Source organism: Paraburkholderia oxyphila NBRC 105797, from assembly GCF_000685075.1.
GTDB classification, from domain to species: domain Bacteria; phylum Pseudomonadota; class Gammaproteobacteria; order Burkholderiales; family Burkholderiaceae; genus Paraburkholderia; species Paraburkholderia oxyphila.
In genome coordinates this window covers 1-14,182 of record NZ_BAYD01000059.1, presented here as the reverse complement: position 1 = coordinate 14,182, position 14,182 = coordinate 1, and the positions used below count along the sequence as shown (strand labels likewise).

16 protein-coding genes are annotated in these 14,182 nt (G+C 64.7%); 7 read left to right on the top strand and 9 right to left on the bottom strand.

Going from position 1 to position 14,182, the window contains the following annotated elements; translation table 11 throughout:
* The first annotated feature begins 61 nt into the window (after positions 1–61).
* Positions 62–574, top strand: coding sequence for a DUF3455 domain-containing protein (locus BO1_RS30110; RefSeq protein ID WP_043287237.1), 513 nt, complete (start codon positions 62–64; stop codon positions 572–574).
* A 107-nt stretch (positions 575–681) separates the two neighbouring features.
* On the opposite strand, the gene BO1_RS30105 is transcribed toward BO1_RS30110, so the two are convergent.
* From BO1_RS30105 to BO1_RS30070, 7 genes are all read right to left on the bottom strand, one after another.
* Positions 682–1,485, bottom strand: coding sequence for a transporter substrate-binding domain-containing protein (locus BO1_RS30105; RefSeq protein WP_028220725.1), 804 nt, complete (start codon positions 1,483–1,485; stop codon positions 682–684).
* Between the two features lie 58 nt (positions 1,486–1,543).
* Positions 1,544–2,998, bottom strand: coding sequence for an indoleacetamide hydrolase (gene iaaH, locus BO1_RS30100; RefSeq protein WP_028220724.1), 1,455 nt, complete (start codon positions 2,996–2,998; stop codon positions 1,544–1,546).
* Positions 2,999–3,070: 72 nt separating this feature from the next.
* Positions 3,071–4,003, bottom strand: coding sequence for a hypothetical protein (locus BO1_RS30095; RefSeq protein ID WP_028220723.1), 933 nt, complete (start codon positions 4,001–4,003; stop codon positions 3,071–3,073).
* A 64-nt stretch (positions 4,004–4,067) separates the two neighbouring features.
* Positions 4,068–4,361 (bottom strand): hypothetical protein, encoded by a 294-nt coding sequence (locus tag BO1_RS30090; protein ID WP_028220722.1) that lies wholly within the window; start codon positions 4,359–4,361, stop codon positions 4,068–4,070.
* 461 nt (positions 4,362–4,822) lie between these two features.
* A complete protein-coding gene (locus tag BO1_RS30085) occupies positions 4,823–5,497 on the bottom strand; it encodes an NADPH-dependent FMN reductase (protein ID WP_028220721.1) in 675 nt (224 codons plus the stop codon).
* Between the two features lie 429 nt (positions 5,498–5,926).
* On the bottom strand, positions 5,927–6,394 hold the full coding sequence (locus tag BO1_RS53370; protein WP_156992465.1) for a hypothetical protein: 468 nt from the start codon (positions 6,392–6,394) through the stop codon (positions 5,927–5,929).
* Positions 6,395–6,668: 274 nt separating this feature from the next.
* Positions 6,669–7,952 (bottom strand): cyanate transporter, encoded by a 1,284-nt coding sequence (locus BO1_RS30070; protein WP_052409658.1) that lies wholly within the window; start codon positions 7,950–7,952, stop codon positions 6,669–6,671.
* Positions 7,953–8,198: 246 nt separating this feature from the next.
* Here BO1_RS30070 and BO1_RS30060 point away from each other — a divergent pair, with 246 nt between their 5' ends.
* Positions 8,199–8,912, top strand: coding sequence for a GntR family transcriptional regulator (locus BO1_RS30060; protein WP_028220719.1), 714 nt, complete (start codon positions 8,199–8,201; stop codon positions 8,910–8,912).
* A 106-nt stretch (positions 8,913–9,018) separates the two neighbouring features.
* Here BO1_RS30060 and BO1_RS53365 read toward each other — a convergent pair whose 3' ends face one another.
* A complete protein-coding gene (locus BO1_RS53365; RefSeq protein WP_052409657.1) occupies positions 9,019–9,372 on the bottom strand; it encodes a glutathione binding-like protein in 354 nt (117 codons plus the stop codon).
* Here BO1_RS53365 and BO1_RS53360 point away from each other — a divergent pair.
* From BO1_RS53360 to BO1_RS58090, 4 genes are all read left to right on the top strand, one after another.
* Positions 9,371–9,682: a TetR family transcriptional regulator C-terminal domain-containing protein gene (locus tag BO1_RS53360; protein WP_052409656.1), complete on the top strand. Its 312-nt coding sequence runs from the start codon at positions 9,371–9,373 to the stop codon at positions 9,680–9,682. The two genes, BO1_RS53365 and BO1_RS53360, sit on opposite strands and share 2 nt — an antisense overlap.
* 49 nt (positions 9,683–9,731) lie before the next feature.
* Entirely contained in the window at positions 9,732–9,926 is a 195-nt protein-coding gene (locus BO1_RS30050; protein WP_028220717.1) for a DUF1653 domain-containing protein, read from the top strand.
* A 28-nt stretch (positions 9,927–9,954) separates the two neighbouring features.
* Positions 9,955–10,149, top strand: coding sequence for a YqaE/Pmp3 family membrane protein (locus BO1_RS30045; RefSeq protein ID WP_028220716.1), 195 nt, complete (start codon positions 9,955–9,957; stop codon positions 10,147–10,149).
* Positions 10,150–10,277: 128 nt separating this feature from the next.
* A complete protein-coding gene (locus BO1_RS58090) occupies positions 10,278–10,682 on the top strand; it encodes a hypothetical protein (protein WP_084688275.1) in 405 nt (134 codons plus the stop codon).
* 162 nt (positions 10,683–10,844) lie between these two features.
* On the opposite strand, the gene BO1_RS53355 is transcribed toward BO1_RS58090, so the two are convergent.
* The gene (locus BO1_RS53355; protein ID WP_043287210.1) at positions 10,845–11,105 is read right to left on the bottom strand and encodes a DUF4148 domain-containing protein; all 261 of its coding nucleotides are present in this window, start codon (positions 11,103–11,105) and stop codon (positions 10,845–10,847) included.
* A gap of 840 nt (positions 11,106–11,945) precedes the next feature.
* On the opposite strand from BO1_RS53355, the gene BO1_RS30025 reads away from it, so the two are divergent.
* Positions 11,946–14,033, top strand: a complete 2,088-nt coding sequence (locus BO1_RS30025) for a T6SS effector phospholipase Tle3 domain-containing protein (RefSeq protein WP_028220714.1) — start codon at positions 11,946–11,948, stop codon at positions 14,031–14,033.
* Positions 14,034–14,182 lie beyond the last annotated feature (149 nt).

Below are 14,182 nucleotides of genomic sequence, written 5' to 3'. Positions count from 1 at the left end.
GGGCGAGTTGGCTGATCGGTCAACGCTTTGGGTCGTGCTTCATTTCGCCGGGGTGAAAACCATGCTCAGAAATGCTTTGCAAGCAGGCTTGGCGGCTGCCGTTGTATCGATGCTGGGGGCGTGTGCGATGCCGCCTGCGGGCCCTGCCGCCGCATCGATCGATCCACCGCAGGCAGAACGCGTGATGACGCTGAACGCGTCGGGCGTGCAGAACTATTCGTGTGAGTTCGACGCGCAGCATCGTTTGGGTTGGGTGTTCAAGAGCCCGCAAGCAACGCTGTTCGATCCGAGCGGTCACGCGGTGGTTCGGCACGGCGCAGGGCCTTCATGGGAGGCCGAGGATGGCAGCCGGATTGTGGGGCATGTGATTGCGCAACGGCCCAGTGAAACGTCGGCAAGCATCCCGCAACTCTTGCTTGAAACGCATGGCGCGGGCGGTGCCGGTACGCTGTCGGCAATCCGGTATGTACAGCGTGTACATACTGTCGGCGGGCTGATGCCTCCCGCGCCGTGTTCGACAGAACACCAGGTTGGCAGCTCGCCTTATCTTGCGGACTATGTTTTCTATCGGTAGTGGCTATCTTTCTTCGTAATCCTTATGGATAGGTCGATCACATTCATCTCTGGCACGCACGCCGACCACTTACCCAGCCGACGTGCGCGAGTAAAAGCTCTCAAAGATCACTGCGCGATCGGCACCGTCACATCGGTCCCGAACCAATGCTCCGAGATCTTCTTCAGCGTCCCGTCCTGCTTCAACGAAGTCAGCGCATCGTTGATCGCCTTCTCGAACTTGGGATTGCCCTTGCGGAACGGAATGCCCATTTCCTGATTGGCGCCCTGGAGCACCGCGCCCGGGCGCAGCGGCAGCTGTGAAGTCTTGATGATGTATGGCAGCATCAAGCGGTCGTCGATCGTCGCGTCGATGCGCTTCGCCGCCAGATCGCGCAGCTTTTCGGGCGCCCCCGGGTAGGTCTGCACGTTGATGCCCTGCACGGCGCGCGCCATCTGGTCATAGTTCGTCCCGAGCGTCACGCCGAGCTTCTTGTCGCCCTTGAACTCGTCGAGCGACTTGAACTCGCGTCTGTCGTCGGCGCGCTGGATCAACTGGGCGGCGGAATAGGTATAGGGCTGGCTGAAATCGAGCGCCTGCTGACGCTGCGGCGTGATGGTCACCTGATTGACGATCACATCGAATTTCCCGGCCTGCAGTGCCGCGATGATGCCGCTCCACTCGGTGGGAATGAACTCGGGTTTCACGCCCAGCTTGGCGGCCACCGCTTTCGCGACGTCGACGTCGAAGCCCACGAGCTCACCCTGGCTGTTGCGGGAGTCGAAGGGCGGATACGTGCCTTCCAGGCCGATCTTGAGCACCCCGGCCTGCTTGACGCTGTCCAGCAGGTCTTCCGCATGAGCGGCAACGGCGGTCAGGCTAAAAGCCGATACGGCCAGTACGCCGGTAAGGAAGAGCTTCGAAAGCTTCATTGTTCGTCTCCAGGTTCTTCGAATAGTGCGCGACGCCGCGCCAAAGCATGTTACCCCGTCAAATTTCCGGCGCCGGCAATGTCCCCAAAATCTCCTCGAACGCGAGCCCGATCGCGAGCAGCCTGCGGTCGCTGCCGGTCGGCCCGTCGAGCTCGAGGCCGACCGGCAGCCGTCCATCGATCAGCCCCGCGGGCAGCGCGAGGCCCGGGATGCCCGCGTTGCTCGCGGGATCGGTGTTGCGCAGATACGCCTCCAGTTCGTCGATCGGTGCGCCGCCATCGATCGACACGCTCGACGATCCGTTCACCCCGTCGATCTTCACCGCCGCGAGGCGCGTCGTCGGAAAGAGCAGCGCGTCAAGGCCGCTGGCGGCGAAGGTCTGCGCATAGAGCTGCTGCAGCCGCGGCCGCCATAGGGTCATCGCCGTCTGGTAGTCGCTGCCGCGCGTATCTGCGAGGATGTCGTCGTAACCCGCACGCACGTCCGGGCTCGCGATGCGCGCCACCACGTCCGCCACGGTCCGTGCGTGGGTGGGATTCGCGACGAGCCACGCCTGCAGGTCCTCGATCGGCTCGTGCAGCGCGATGGCCACGCTCACGCGCTCATTGAGCGCGAAGACTTCGCTCATTTCCACGGGCACGAGCGTGACGCCGGCCGCCTCGAGTTTCGCGAGCGCCGCGCGGGCCACACGCTCGGTCGCGGCCTCGAGGTCCGCCCAGAACGGCGCGGGCAAGCCCACGCGCAGGTTCGTCACGGCGGCCTGGGCGAGCGGGCCGTGCCCGGTGATCACGCCGTCGATGAGCGCGGTGTCGGCCACGGTGCGCGCCATCGGCCCGACGGTGTCGCGTGTATGGGTGAGCGGCACGACGGCCTGCGGGTCGTGGTAGCGGCGCTGGGTGCCGCCGTCGCCCACGCTCGGGCGCAAGCCGACAATGCCGCACAGCGCGGCCGGTATGCGCGTGGAGCCGCCGGTGTCGGTGCCGAGGCCCGCAGGCACGATGCGCGCCGCGATGGCGGCGGCCGTGCCGCCCGACGAGCCGCCGGGAATTCGTTCGGGGTCCCAGGGGTTACGCACGGGGCCCGCGTGCGGCGCGAGATTCGTGCTCGTGATGCCGAACGCGAGCTCGTGCATATTGGCCTTGCCGAGCAGGATCGCGCCGGCATCCACGAGCCGCTGCACCGAAGGCGCATGGCGCGCGGGGACGAAGCCTTCGAGCGCGGGTGTGCCCGCGGAGGTCTGCAGGCCGCGCGTGTTGATGTTGTCCTTCACGACCACGGGCAGGCCCGCGAGCGGCAGATGCGCGCGCTCGTTCGTGCCGAGCGTGTCGATGCGCCGCGCGGCGGCCAGCGCGCCTTCCACATCGAGCGTCGTGAGCGCGTTGAGGTTCTCCAGCGCCTGCGCGCGCGCGAGCAAGGTGGCGACGTAATCGGCGGCTTTGAGCTGCCCCGCGCGGATGGCCTCGACGGCTTGCGTCGCGGTCAGCGCCAGTTGCTGGTCGACAGTCCAGGTCATGCAATCTCCTTCTCGTGCGGCCGTGGAGGCGAGGCTCGCGATGCGCCCGCGCCGGGTGCTCCGGTGCGCGCGCTACTTCTTCATGAAGCGCAGCGCGATGCGGGCGAGCGTGGGCACGAGCGTCGGGCGCAACAGGCGCGAATCGTAGCCCCGCATGCGCGCCTCGTCTTCGCTCAGGCACAACTCGATCATTTCGCGCGGCTTGAGCGAGTCGCCCAGCACTTCGCGGTTGGCGGGCAGGAAGTTCGAGTCGTGCGCGACGCCGTCGGCGTCGATGCCGCGCGCGATCGCCATGCGGTCCCACACCAGTTTGATCCAGATTGCCGCGACGCGCAGCGAGTGCCACGGCCGGCGCCACCAGGGCAGATTCTTGCGATACCACGCGACCCAGTTCACGAAGAAGAGGATATGGCGCGCTTCTTCCTGGATCACGGGTTCGAAGGTCTCGACGAGCCCGGCGGGGAAAAAGCCCGAGCGCTGCGCGGAGCGGAACAGGCCAAAGGCGAAGAAGCTGTCGACGCACTCGCTGTAACCCGTGAACATCCACGCCCATGCCGGATGTTTCGGCGGCGGGTAGCTGGGCTCGGGGGCGAGTGCGATGCCGTAGGCCTCGACGAGATGCGAGAGCACGACCTTGTGGCGCGCTTCTTCGTCGCCGTCCATGTCGATGGCGGCGCGCAAGAGCGGATCGGTCACCGTGGCCGCATAGGTTTTCACGCGGATCGACGCGCGGCCCTCGGTCTGCACGGCGATGTCCCAGATCGGCAGCGAAGTCAGGCGCCGCAGCGCGTCGGGCTCGAGCTTCGGCCAGTCGAGCACGGCGGGGCGGTAGGGATCGTGCGTGTCCAGCAGCATCCGGCAGAACATCGTCCGATGTTCGTCCGATCCGATCCTGATGGGTCCTGGCGTGTCGTGCGTCCAGTGCCGCAGTGCGGCGTCCTGGTCGGCGAGGGCGCTTTCGTCAACGCTTGCGCCTTCGGCTGGATGCGTCAGGGTGTCGGCCATTGAGCGTGAAAGAGGACGGTGATTTGACTCCTATTCTGTCACAACTGTAAGGATGGCGGCGGCGTCACGCGCAGCGGCGCTGTTCGTCGATCCACATGCGCGCCCAGCGGCAGGCGTAGGCGAGCGCGTGGCGTTCGTCGAAAAAGTAGTCGAGCGCGTCGAACGAGACAAGCGCGCCGCGCGCGGCGCTTCGCAGCGCGTCCGACGCGTCGTTCGATGGAGTGCCCGTCGCGGGCTGTGACGGCGCCGGCGCGGCCGACAGCGTGCCGATCGTGAGATTGGCGGCGTACAGGCCGTTCGGAAGCTGCTGTGCGCTTGGCGCGACTTCGTAGCCTTTATAGCGGATAGGTGCGTTCATGGCCTCTGCATCCTGCTGGTGCGTCCTGCTCTTGTGCGTATTACGCATGGGCGCCTCGTTGCTCGTTTCCCGGTACGAATGAAGCGTAGGGGCTGCCGCGCGCGGGTGGAACCAATCATTCGTCGCAAGCAAATCACGGGTGGCCTGGAACGGTCAGCAGAATGATCAGGATGAGGCGAGATTACGGTTTGCCTTCAATGTGGATCGCGCGGCGCGAAGCGTCTGTGTGCTGGATGACGCAACGCGCGTGCCTGTGTGCGCAAGCGCGCGCAGCGCGTGCGCAGCAGAGGGGGAAGCGGCGCGCAACATGTACGCGAGGCACGCCAGGGCACGCCTGGCGCGCCTCGCATTGGGGAGGCCTGCACCGGGATGGCGCCCGGGTCAGCAGCCCATGGTGCAACGCAAGTCAGGGATGGAACCGCGCGTGCGCGGAGCACGCGGACAACGTTCCGAATGCCGCTTCAAACGGCGAGGCTGAGTCGATCCTCATTGCGCGCCGCGCCGGCGCCGGCCGCGATTGCGCGCGCGTCGCCAGCCTGAGAGGCGGCGCGCTGCGCGTCGAACGCGAGCGCGAACTGCGCGGCCTGCTGGCCGACGGTGAAGAGCTGATCGACGACTTTCGCATCCGAGCATTGATGCGCGCTCTCGAAGCGCGTCTCGAGCGTGTTGATGCCGGCGCCGAATGGCGTCGGCCAGCCGCGCAGCGCGTGCACGATCGAGCGCAGCGAGGTGAGCACCGAGCCGGCGGCCTGCCAGCCATAGGCGGTGACGATGCAGCCCACGGCGCGGCCGTCGAGATACGGGCGCGCGTCGGCGCGCAACTCTTCGAGCGTGTCGAGCGCATTCTTCACGAGGCCCGAGACGCCGCCGTGATAGCCGGGCGTCCCGATGATGACGGCGTCCGCGGCGCGCACAGCTTCGATCAGCTCGCGCTGGGCGTCGGTGAGCGTGCCGCTTTCGGGCGCGTAGTGAGGCAGGCTGTGCAAGAAGGTGCCGCCGAACAGCCGCGTGCGCGCGCCGGCCTGCTCCGCGCCGCGCAGCGCGAAGGCGAGTGCGCGCTCGGTCGACGACGCTTCGCGCGTCGTGCCGCCAATGCCGACCACGAGCGGGCGGTGTCTGGAATCGGTAATGCTCAAGGGGTGCTCCTCGGATATGCGGTGGGGCTCGGTACGGGCCTTCGGCGACGCGCGGCAACGCGTGATTTCGCTCCCGGTGCCCGACTCCGGGCTGGCGCGGGTGAAGCCCGGCTAACGCCTTGTTCGCGCCTGGTTGGCCTGGCTATAGCCTCGTTTTAGTCTGACCGAAGCCTGAACTGTCATCTTAGTGAGCGCGCCGGCCCGCGCGAAACGACTTTTTGTTCTAAGGATATGCATACGGGGCAGGGTCGGTTGTGCGTGCAACGCGCCATATGCATAGCTGAAAGCATTGGTTGGTCGGCCCGAGGGGCGCGGCTACGATGAAACCGTCTCCTCCATGAGCATCTCCTTGACATGGGATTCGGCCCCGCACCGCAAGGTGACGGGGCTTTTTTTTGCGATTCTGGTCTGGGCTGGAGACGGCGGCGCTCAGTGCGTGCGCGAGATGGACGGCGCGGTGGCCGGGACGGTGGGCACGGGCATGAACGGGCTTTGCGCGCCGCGTGCCGGTGGTGCGGGGGGCGCGTAGCTCACTTGCAGGACGTTGCCGTCCGGGCCGATCTGCGGCGGGATGTAGGGCGTGCGGTCGCGGTTCGGCTTCGCGCTTCCGTGGCCCGCGCCGTTGGGCACCGTGGGCAGCATCGGCACGGTGGCTGCCGAAGCGCGTACCGCGGGCTCGGCCACCTTGCGCGCGCCCAGGCGCCCGGCGGTCGTGAGCTTGTGCTTCGTGCCATGGTGGGCGTGGGTCTTCTTCCCGGGCGTGGCCGGATGGGCGTCTTGCGTGCGTGCTGCGGGCACGCGTGCCTCCGGTGGATTCCAGACCTCGGTGTAGTGTTCCCCAGCGAGTGCGCTGGATGCGAGGACGCACAGCAAGGTCCCCGTCAAAATGAATCGCACGTCGTGATCTCCGTTTCGGTGAGCAGACCCGCCTGGCTGCACCGGCCTCGCGCAGTGCGCGAGGCTGACGGACGCGCCTGCCTGAAGGCGGCGCGGTCCGGTACGGCAAGTGGGCGGCACGGAGGGTCGGCTGCACGCACTGTACATTCGTACAGCGGTGAATGCAAACGTTTGACGGAGCATATCGTGCCGATGTTGCGCCAATGTTGCGCGGATGGGGCAACCCGCGTGCGAAGGGCCGCAGGGCCGGTTCCGGGCGTGAACCGGCCCTGGCTCAGGCGTCGGAGGCGGTAGCGCCGTGCCGTCCGAGCCAGTGGCCATAGCTGCGCGGCGAGAAAGCCAGCGTGAGCACGATCATCGAGGAGATGCAAATGGCGAGCATGATCCACGCGCCGGTGAAGCCGCCGGTGAGGTCGCGCACGCGGCCGGCCACGACTGGTGCGATCGCCGCGATCACGAAGCCGAGCCCCTGCACGAACGCGACGAGGCGTGCTGCGATGCGGTGATCGCCCGAGTGATCGAGCGCGGTCACGAGCGAAACCGAGAAGGTGCCGCCGAGTCCCGCGCCTGCGAACGCCACCCACAGAAGCGGCGCGGCTTCGGGCCAGGCGGTGAGGCCGACGATGCCGATCAACTGCGCGGTCAGCCCGGCGACGAGCCAGGGGCGGCGGTCCTTGAAGCGGGCCGCCGCGAGCGGCAGCAGGAGCGCGCAGATGGCCTGGAAGACCGTCATGGCGGCGAGCAGCGAGCCGCTGGCCGCGACGCTCGCGCCGTGCTGCTGGTAGTACGCGGGCAGCCACGCCACGAGGCTCGTATAGCCGCCGTTCACGAGGCCGAAGTGCAGGCCGAGCGTCCATGCGCGGCGCTTGCGCCATACCGGCACATGCAGGGGCGCGCCGGCCGCTTCGGCCGTCTTGCTTGCCGACGCGCTCGTCCGGGCCTGCGCGCCTTGCTGCGCGCTGCGGCTGAGCCAGATCCACAGCGCGAGCGCGGCGAGCGCTGGCAAGGCCCAGACGGCAAGCCCCGCGTGCCACGAGCCGCCAAGGCGCGCGGCCAGCGGGCTCAGGCTCGCGCCAAGGCCGCCGCCGCCCATGATCGATGCCGAAAAGAGCCCCATCGCGAGCGGTACGCGGTGAGCGAAGCGCTGCTTCATCACCGCGGGCAGCAGGGCCTGGATGGCCGCGACGCCGGCGCCGGCCGCCGTGGCCGTGAGCATGAGCGCGCCGCCCGTCGACGCGAATGCGCGCGCGCCGCAAGCCGCTGCAATGGCGACGAGGCCGAGCGCCACGCCACGCGTCTCGCCCAGCCGCCGCGCGAGCAGGCCGGTGCCGAACGCGCCCAGCCCCATCGCGACGACCGGCAGACTCGTGAGCAGCGAGGCGCCATAGAACGAGAGACCGGTGGCCTGGCGGATGGTCGCCATGAGCGGGCTGATCGAGGTGAGCAGCGGCCGCAGGTTCAAGCCGATGGCGACGATGGCGGCGTACCAGGCGAGCGCGCTCGTACGCGCCGATACGGCCATGGCGTACTGGCGGGAATCGATGGAGGGGGAACTCATGCTGATCCGGTCAACTTTAATAGCGATATTTGGTTGACCATTGTACAATGTAATTGTCAACAATTATGGTTGCTGCAGCTATTCCCGGTATAGGGCGAAAATGACGCGGGTGCATGCGCTGCGTATATTTTGTCTGGGCGGGCGCGTCGCTACAATGCCGCCTGATTCCGTTCGTATCCGCCTTCTTTCATGGCATCGACAACACGATCCGCCCGCACGGGTGAACCCCCTCATATCGATGACGCGATGGCCGCCAATGCGGCGCGCGTCGCGGACGAAAGCGCCGACGACGTCGAAGCGCTCGTCTACGCCTCGATCAACTCGGCGCTCCTGCAGGGCAAGCTTGTGCCGGGCCAGCAGCTCGTCGAGCGTGAGCTCGCGGCCGCATTCGGCTGCACGCGCGGCGCGCTGCGCAAGGTGCTCGCGCGCCTCGGCTTCGAAGGCAAGCTCGAGCTCGAGCCCAATCGCGGCGCCTTCGTGCCGTCGCCCTCCGAGGAGGATATTCGCGCGACGTACCGGGCGCGTCAGGTGATCGAGGCGGGTGTCGTCGTGAGTCTGTGCGGCGCACTCGACGCGGGCATGCGCCGCCAGCTCGCCGCGCACGTGCGCAGCGAGAAGAAGGCGCTGCACGAGGACCGCGTGGACGAGGCGGTGCGCCTCGCGGGCCAGTTCCATCTGATCCTGACCGAGCTCGCGGGCGGCGCGGCGCTCGTGGCGGTGCTCGCGCCCCTCGTTGCGCGCACGGAGCTCTACAAGGCGCTATTCGATCCTTCGAAGGCCACTTCGTGCGCGCCCGACGAGCACGCGCAGATCATCGCGGCGCTGGAGGCGGGCGATCAGGCGGCGGCGCTTGCCACCGCGCGTGCGCACCTGGCCGAAATCGAGGAGCGGGTGGTCCGGCAGGCGCGCTTGCGCACGGGCCGCGACCTGAAGGCCGTGTTCGCCGATCTGGCGACTTGAGCGCGTGGCGCGCGCCGACGCAACGACGCCGCGAAAACGCTGCATCAACGCAGCGATAGCGGCCCGTCTCGGAGGCGCGCGAGCGTAACTCGCGCCAGCTCGTCCGCTACTGCTGCTTTTCGCGTTCGCGTCTGAAAAGCTCGAGTTCTTCTGCCATGGCGCGCGCGACGGCCGGGCGCTCGCGCAAGCGCCGCGCGTAATCCGCAACGGCGGGCCAGCGCGCGAGATCGATGCCCGCATACGGGGCCCAGTTGAGCACGGTGACCAGATAGGCATCGGCGACACTGAACGCATCGAGCAGATACGCGCGCCCGGCAAGATGCGCTTCGAGCAGTGCGAAGCGCTTGTCCACCTTGTCGCGCGCGTAGCGCTTCACGGCTTCATCCACGCCCTGGCCCAGCAGCGGCACGAACACGCCCTTGTGCAGTTCCGTGCCGATGAAGCCGAGCCACTGCTGCATGCGCGCACGCTCGCGCGTGCCGGAGGCCGGCGCGGCGGTACGCGAGCGCCTCGCGACTGGCCTGCGCGCGTTCGACAAGGCCTTCGAGCGTCGTCTGCGGCACGCCGTGCAGCAAGGCGAACTGGCGGCGGATGCCGATCCGGCGATGCTGGCACGCGTGGCATCGGCGCTCTTGCACAGCATCGCCCTGCGCGCGCGCCGGCGAGCCGCGTGCGGTGTGCGCGCGACGGCGGTGGCGGGCGTGGCGCTCATCTGCGGCACGGCGGCGCAGACGAACGCGACCTCGAAGCCACCCGCGAACCGTTGCTAAACTACGGCGGTGCGCAATATCGATTTGCGCGATCGATGAGGGAAAGGCAATGGTGCGATATCGGCACTACAAGGGTGGCATTTACGAACTGATTTGCGAGGCGACGCTTGAATCCGATCCAACGGTCACGATGATCGTGTACCGGGCCGCGAACGGCACGATCTGGACGCGGCCCGCTTCCGTCTTCTTCGAACTGGTCGAATTCGAAGGCGCGCTCATACCGCGATTCGCTCCCGTCAACTGACTCTTTTACTTGTGAGGCTTGTCCCAGGATGCGTCTACTGATTGCACTCGTTTTGCCCTGGTTGCTGTTCTTCACGATTGGCCGGCCGATCTCGGGCATCATCTGCCTGATCCTGCAAATCACGTTGATCGGCTGGATTCCCGCCGCTATCTGGGCCGTGTATTCGCTCAGCCAATATAAGACCGACCGCAAGATCGACGACGCGCTCGGCCGCCGCAGCTAAGGTCAAACGATGATGCGGCTGGCTGCCGGATCGGCAGACCGGGCCGTCGCATTCGTAACCCACGCTCACAATTCAGCGAAAACTTAAGACTGGCGCTCTTTTCTTACAAACGGAAAGGAGGCTTCGCCATGCTCAAATATGCGCTGATGGCCGGTGCCGTTGCACTGCTTGCGGGGTGCGTGGCACCGGGTTACGACTACGGCTATGGTCAACCCGGTTATTACGATTCCGGCTACGCGCCTGGCTATGCCACGCCTGCGTATGGCAGCGTGAATATCGGCATTTGGGGCGGTGGCGGCGGGTATTACCGCGATCGAGACTACGACCGCCGCGGCTGGTATGACGGCGGCCACAGCGGATGGCAGGGGCGACCGGATGGCGGCCGCGGCGGCGATCCGGGTGGCGGGCATGGGGGCGGCCGCGGCGGCGATTCAGGCGGCTGGCATGGCGGCAGAGGCCGTGGCGGCCCGTGGGGACCCTCCGGTGGAGGTGGTGGACGTGGCGGCGGTCACGGCGGAGGTGGCCGTCACTGACGGCCGTGGCACCAATCGATCAACGGCAGAAACGATCAGGCCCGCCGCTCTTTCGAGTGGCGGGCCTGATTTGCTTCGGCGCAGCCTTTGCTGGCCGGGCCCACGGCACCTGAATCACAGCGGCGCAACCGCGACTGCGCGGCTACGCCCGTTCAAGCCTGTTTACTGACCGGATTGCGACGTGCCGGTCGTCGACGGACCGTAGGCCGTGTTCGCCTTGTCGGCAGCGACCTTCGCTTCCGCAGCCTGAATGTTTTCGGGGTAGTGCATCCAGTCGCTCGGATCGTAGCCCGCGGCGCGCAGTTGGGAGAGTTCGGCGCGAACTTGCGCGCGCGTGACCGGCTGCTCTTGCGATTGGGCGAACGAAAGCGCCGGAATGGTGATGATGGCGGCAACGACTGCGGCCTTGATGATCGACTTCATAACTGTAACCTCCAAGTTCTTTATTAGAGGTCCGCGCGATGGCGTGACCCATGGCGACACTTTAGGTCTTCGGGGCATCAGGGTAAATACTGATAAAGCGAATTCAGTGTTCTCCTGGCGACAACAATCCAGCGCGTATTTCGTCTGGTTATTTCGCTGAAGGGGCTGGATGGAGTGTTGGTTTCGGGCCTATCTTGCTTTGCCATGCCTGCTGCCTGCCCTGACGGGCTTTTTCCGCCCAGCGAGGCATTGAAGCCAGGCCACCACTGGCGACTCGACGATCCTTCGGAGGCTGGCTGCGCAACGACCGCTGGCGAATACATGGGCTGGTCCATGAAGGCCTTGATCAAATCTGCACGATAATTCCCTATTTTATGGGCCACTGGTCAGATGGTCGGGACGGCGCTTCGGGTTGGTCGATATTCAGGTAAATGTCAAATTGCGTCATAAATTGGTAGGCTGACGGCACGATGTTACGTAACTTTGATATTCTCAGACGAATATAACGAGTCGACCGACTGAAGGTCGGCGCGGACGACATCACGGTCGGCACAAATGGAGTCACCAGCGACTGTTCGCCGCGCTTCAATCGTGCGGTCCAACCACTTTGCAGTCCTACAGAAAGTCGATCAACGCTTGCCGATGGAGCTGTGCTTCCGGCCGCACATCCCCGGCGACACTGCGCCAACGGCTGCTGTCGCCGCGCATCACATTGGACGACGGCAGCGTCAAGGAACGCATCGGTAACGCAAACGGATTGACCGATCAGATGAACGATGACGCGATCCGTATCGTCAAGATCGTGATCGTGACCGCTTTGAACAGGCAACAGGACGAACCATGGCCGTTAGCAGTCAGTTTGATGGATATCATGTCGTCGCCCAGGGCACAGGTGTCACGCTGCCAAACCGCCCCGGCTACAAAAATATCGAAGTGCCGGCCGACAGGCCCGGTGTCGTGATTTTTCTGCACGGCGTGAACGACCCCGGCGCGAATTATGACCATATCGAGCTAGGCCTGTGCGAGGGGCTCAACGAGCGTCTTTGCCGCAGGGATTTGAAGCCGGGGGAGTATGGTATCGCTTTCAGGAAAGCACTGAAATACACCGCTAAAGACCCGGATTTCGATCAGTGGAAGGACACGAAATACGACCCCGACGCGTATCTGTATCAGCGCACTGAAATTACGGAGGGGCCGAAGCAAACCCATAGCATGTTCATCCCATTTTACTGGGGATATCGCGCCGCGCCGGACGAAATCAAGGGTGGCGAGAAGAACCCGTCGACACTGCGCGGGCAGTACCAGGACATTCACGGCAATCGCCTGAGCAAGCACTTCGCGAAGGGCGGTGGCATGTTCAACAATGCGACCACCAACATCCCCGCGATGTTCGATCCAGGCTGGACGGACAACCCGCTGAACCAGCTCGCCGGCATGATGATGAGCGACTATCAGTACAGCGGTAACAGTCCGCATCGGCGCTATTTCGCGCTGGCTGCCAGGCGCCTGGCGATGCTCGTGCATGAAATCCGCAAAATCGATTCGAACGAAACGGTCAGCATCATGGCGCACAGCCAGGGCACCTTGATCACGCTGCTGGCGCAGGCTTTTCTGGCGGAGAACCATGAGCGATGCGCGGATTGCGTAATCATGGTCGATACGCCGTACAGCCTGACCGAGTCGATAGCGGCACAACTGGTCCAGCCGGACGCCACGCCCTATACGTTGCGCGGCAAACTCAACACGCTGATTAACATCGTCAAGGCAGTCACGTCGTCACCCAATCCGAATCCGCCGCTCGGTGAGTTGGAGTCGAGCAATCCATTGCACGGCGGCCGCACCGGTAAAGGATGGACTCCCACGCAAGCAACCCGCCTCGACAAGGACGGCTCCACTCACGTGTTTGCCGAGCGCGACAATCGCGGCAAGGTGTATTTGTACTTCTGTACCGACGACACGACGGTCGACCTGCCGAATGTCCAGGGTCTTGGCACGCACGGGGTGCCGGATACTGTCGAGGAGACATGGCAGGGGACAAAGAAAATCCTCGGGATGCCGCAAAAATCAACCACTCGGCTCAAGGCGATGGAGACGCTGAAAAGCCACCGTTTCTATCAGCGGCTCTGGAGCAAAAAAACAACCGATTATCTTGGCGAACCTCGATTCGTAGGCCAACCACCCGAGTATTACGACGGGACCATCGTGGGCAGCGGCCGCAAGATCGAGCAACGGCTGATCAATGCGGAGGCCATCGTGCCGCCTTATGCGCCGAACCTGTACGGCGACGAGGGCATCAAGGGTGACGTCACCCATGCTGGCTGGGATAAGCCGGACTACGTTTCTCGCGATACCTTGCTGGGCAATCCCAATGCGACCGCCTCCATTCGTGGAATCGCCATGCAGGATGTGCCGCAGGAGGTTTTCAACGGCGGTTATCGGAAGGTCATGGAATGGTTCAACAGCCAGTCACCGGACCCGGAAGATCACACTGATTCGGTGACGCTCTCGACTGGCGGAGCGCCCGCGTACATACGGTCAGAGACGCCGAATGAGGTACGCCAGCGTCTTGAAAAGAAGGACAAGAAGGCGTGGGACAGAAACTCGTATCACTCGGCGATCTTGCGTGATTCCAACAATATCCGTCGTGTGGCGGCAATGGATGTGGCGATAGGACAAGCCAGAAGTCTCGACGATCCGGTTGTGCGCAGCCTGTTGATTGCGATTGCGGACTGGAAGATTGATTCGAATGTCTACAAAACTATTCAAAGGAATGTTTATTATATTTCAAAATTCGAAGAAATGTCGAAAGCCTTGATTAAAGCGAGCTTTGAGTACTACAGATTCGGTACGTTTCCAGACAGCCTGGTGCCAAAGAAGCCTCCCAATATGGTCGATGCCGAAACCTTCCGGGATCGCGAGAAAAGATAATGATTAATATATTGACGGAATCTACGCGTCCTGGATTGCGCGTTTATCTGTCGGCGCTGACGGTTCTGGTGATAGTCTGGGTGTCCTTCATTCTCTTTGGCTCTTACCAGTACAGGAAGAGCACCGGTATTGAGGTCTCCGATATGAGC

Excerpts from the sequence above, each read along its gene's own strand:
- BO1_RS30110 (WP_043287237.1), top strand. The coding sequence starts at position 62 with ATGCTCAGAAATGCTTTGCAAGCAGGCTTGGCGGCTGCCGTTGTATCG.
- BO1_RS30105 (WP_028220725.1), bottom strand. The coding sequence starts at position 1,485 with ATGAAGCTTTCGAAGCTCTTCCTTACCGGCGTACTGGCCGTATCGGCT.
- BO1_RS30070 (WP_052409658.1), bottom strand. The coding sequence starts at position 7,952 with ATGAGTTCCCCCTCCATCGATTCCCGCCAGTACGCCATGGCCGTATCG.
- BO1_RS30090 (WP_028220722.1), bottom strand. The coding sequence starts at position 4,361 with ATGAACGCACCTATCCGCTATAAAGGCTACGAAGTCGCGCCAAGCGCA.
- BO1_RS53355 (WP_043287210.1), bottom strand. The coding sequence starts at position 11,105 with ATGAAGTCGATCATCAAGGCCGCAGTCGTTGCCGCCATCATCACCATT.
- BO1_RS53360 (WP_052409656.1), top strand. The coding sequence starts at position 9,371 with ATGCGCGCACGCTCGCGCGTGCCGGAGGCCGGCGCGGCGGTACGCGAG.
- BO1_RS30050 (WP_028220717.1), top strand. The coding sequence starts at position 9,732 with ATGGTGCGATATCGGCACTACAAGGGTGGCATTTACGAACTGATTTGC.
- BO1_RS30060 (WP_028220719.1), top strand. The coding sequence starts at position 8,199 with ATGGCCGCCAATGCGGCGCGCGTCGCGGACGAAAGCGCCGACGACGTC.
- BO1_RS58090 (WP_084688275.1), top strand. The coding sequence starts at position 10,278 with ATGCTCAAATATGCGCTGATGGCCGGTGCCGTTGCACTGCTTGCGGGG.
- BO1_RS53365 (WP_052409657.1), bottom strand. The coding sequence starts at position 9,372 with ATGCAGCAGTGGCTCGGCTTCATCGGCACGGAACTGCACAAGGGCGTG.
- BO1_RS30095 (WP_028220723.1), bottom strand. The coding sequence starts at position 4,003 with ATGGCCGACACCCTGACGCATCCAGCCGAAGGCGCAAGCGTTGACGAA.
- BO1_RS30045 (WP_028220716.1), top strand. The coding sequence starts at position 9,955 with ATGCGTCTACTGATTGCACTCGTTTTGCCCTGGTTGCTGTTCTTCACG.
- iaaH (WP_028220724.1), bottom strand. The coding sequence starts at position 2,998 with ATGACCTGGACTGTCGACCAGCAACTGGCGCTGACCGCGACGCAAGCC.
- BO1_RS30025 (WP_028220714.1), top strand. The coding sequence starts at position 11,946 with ATGGCCGTTAGCAGTCAGTTTGATGGATATCATGTCGTCGCCCAGGGC.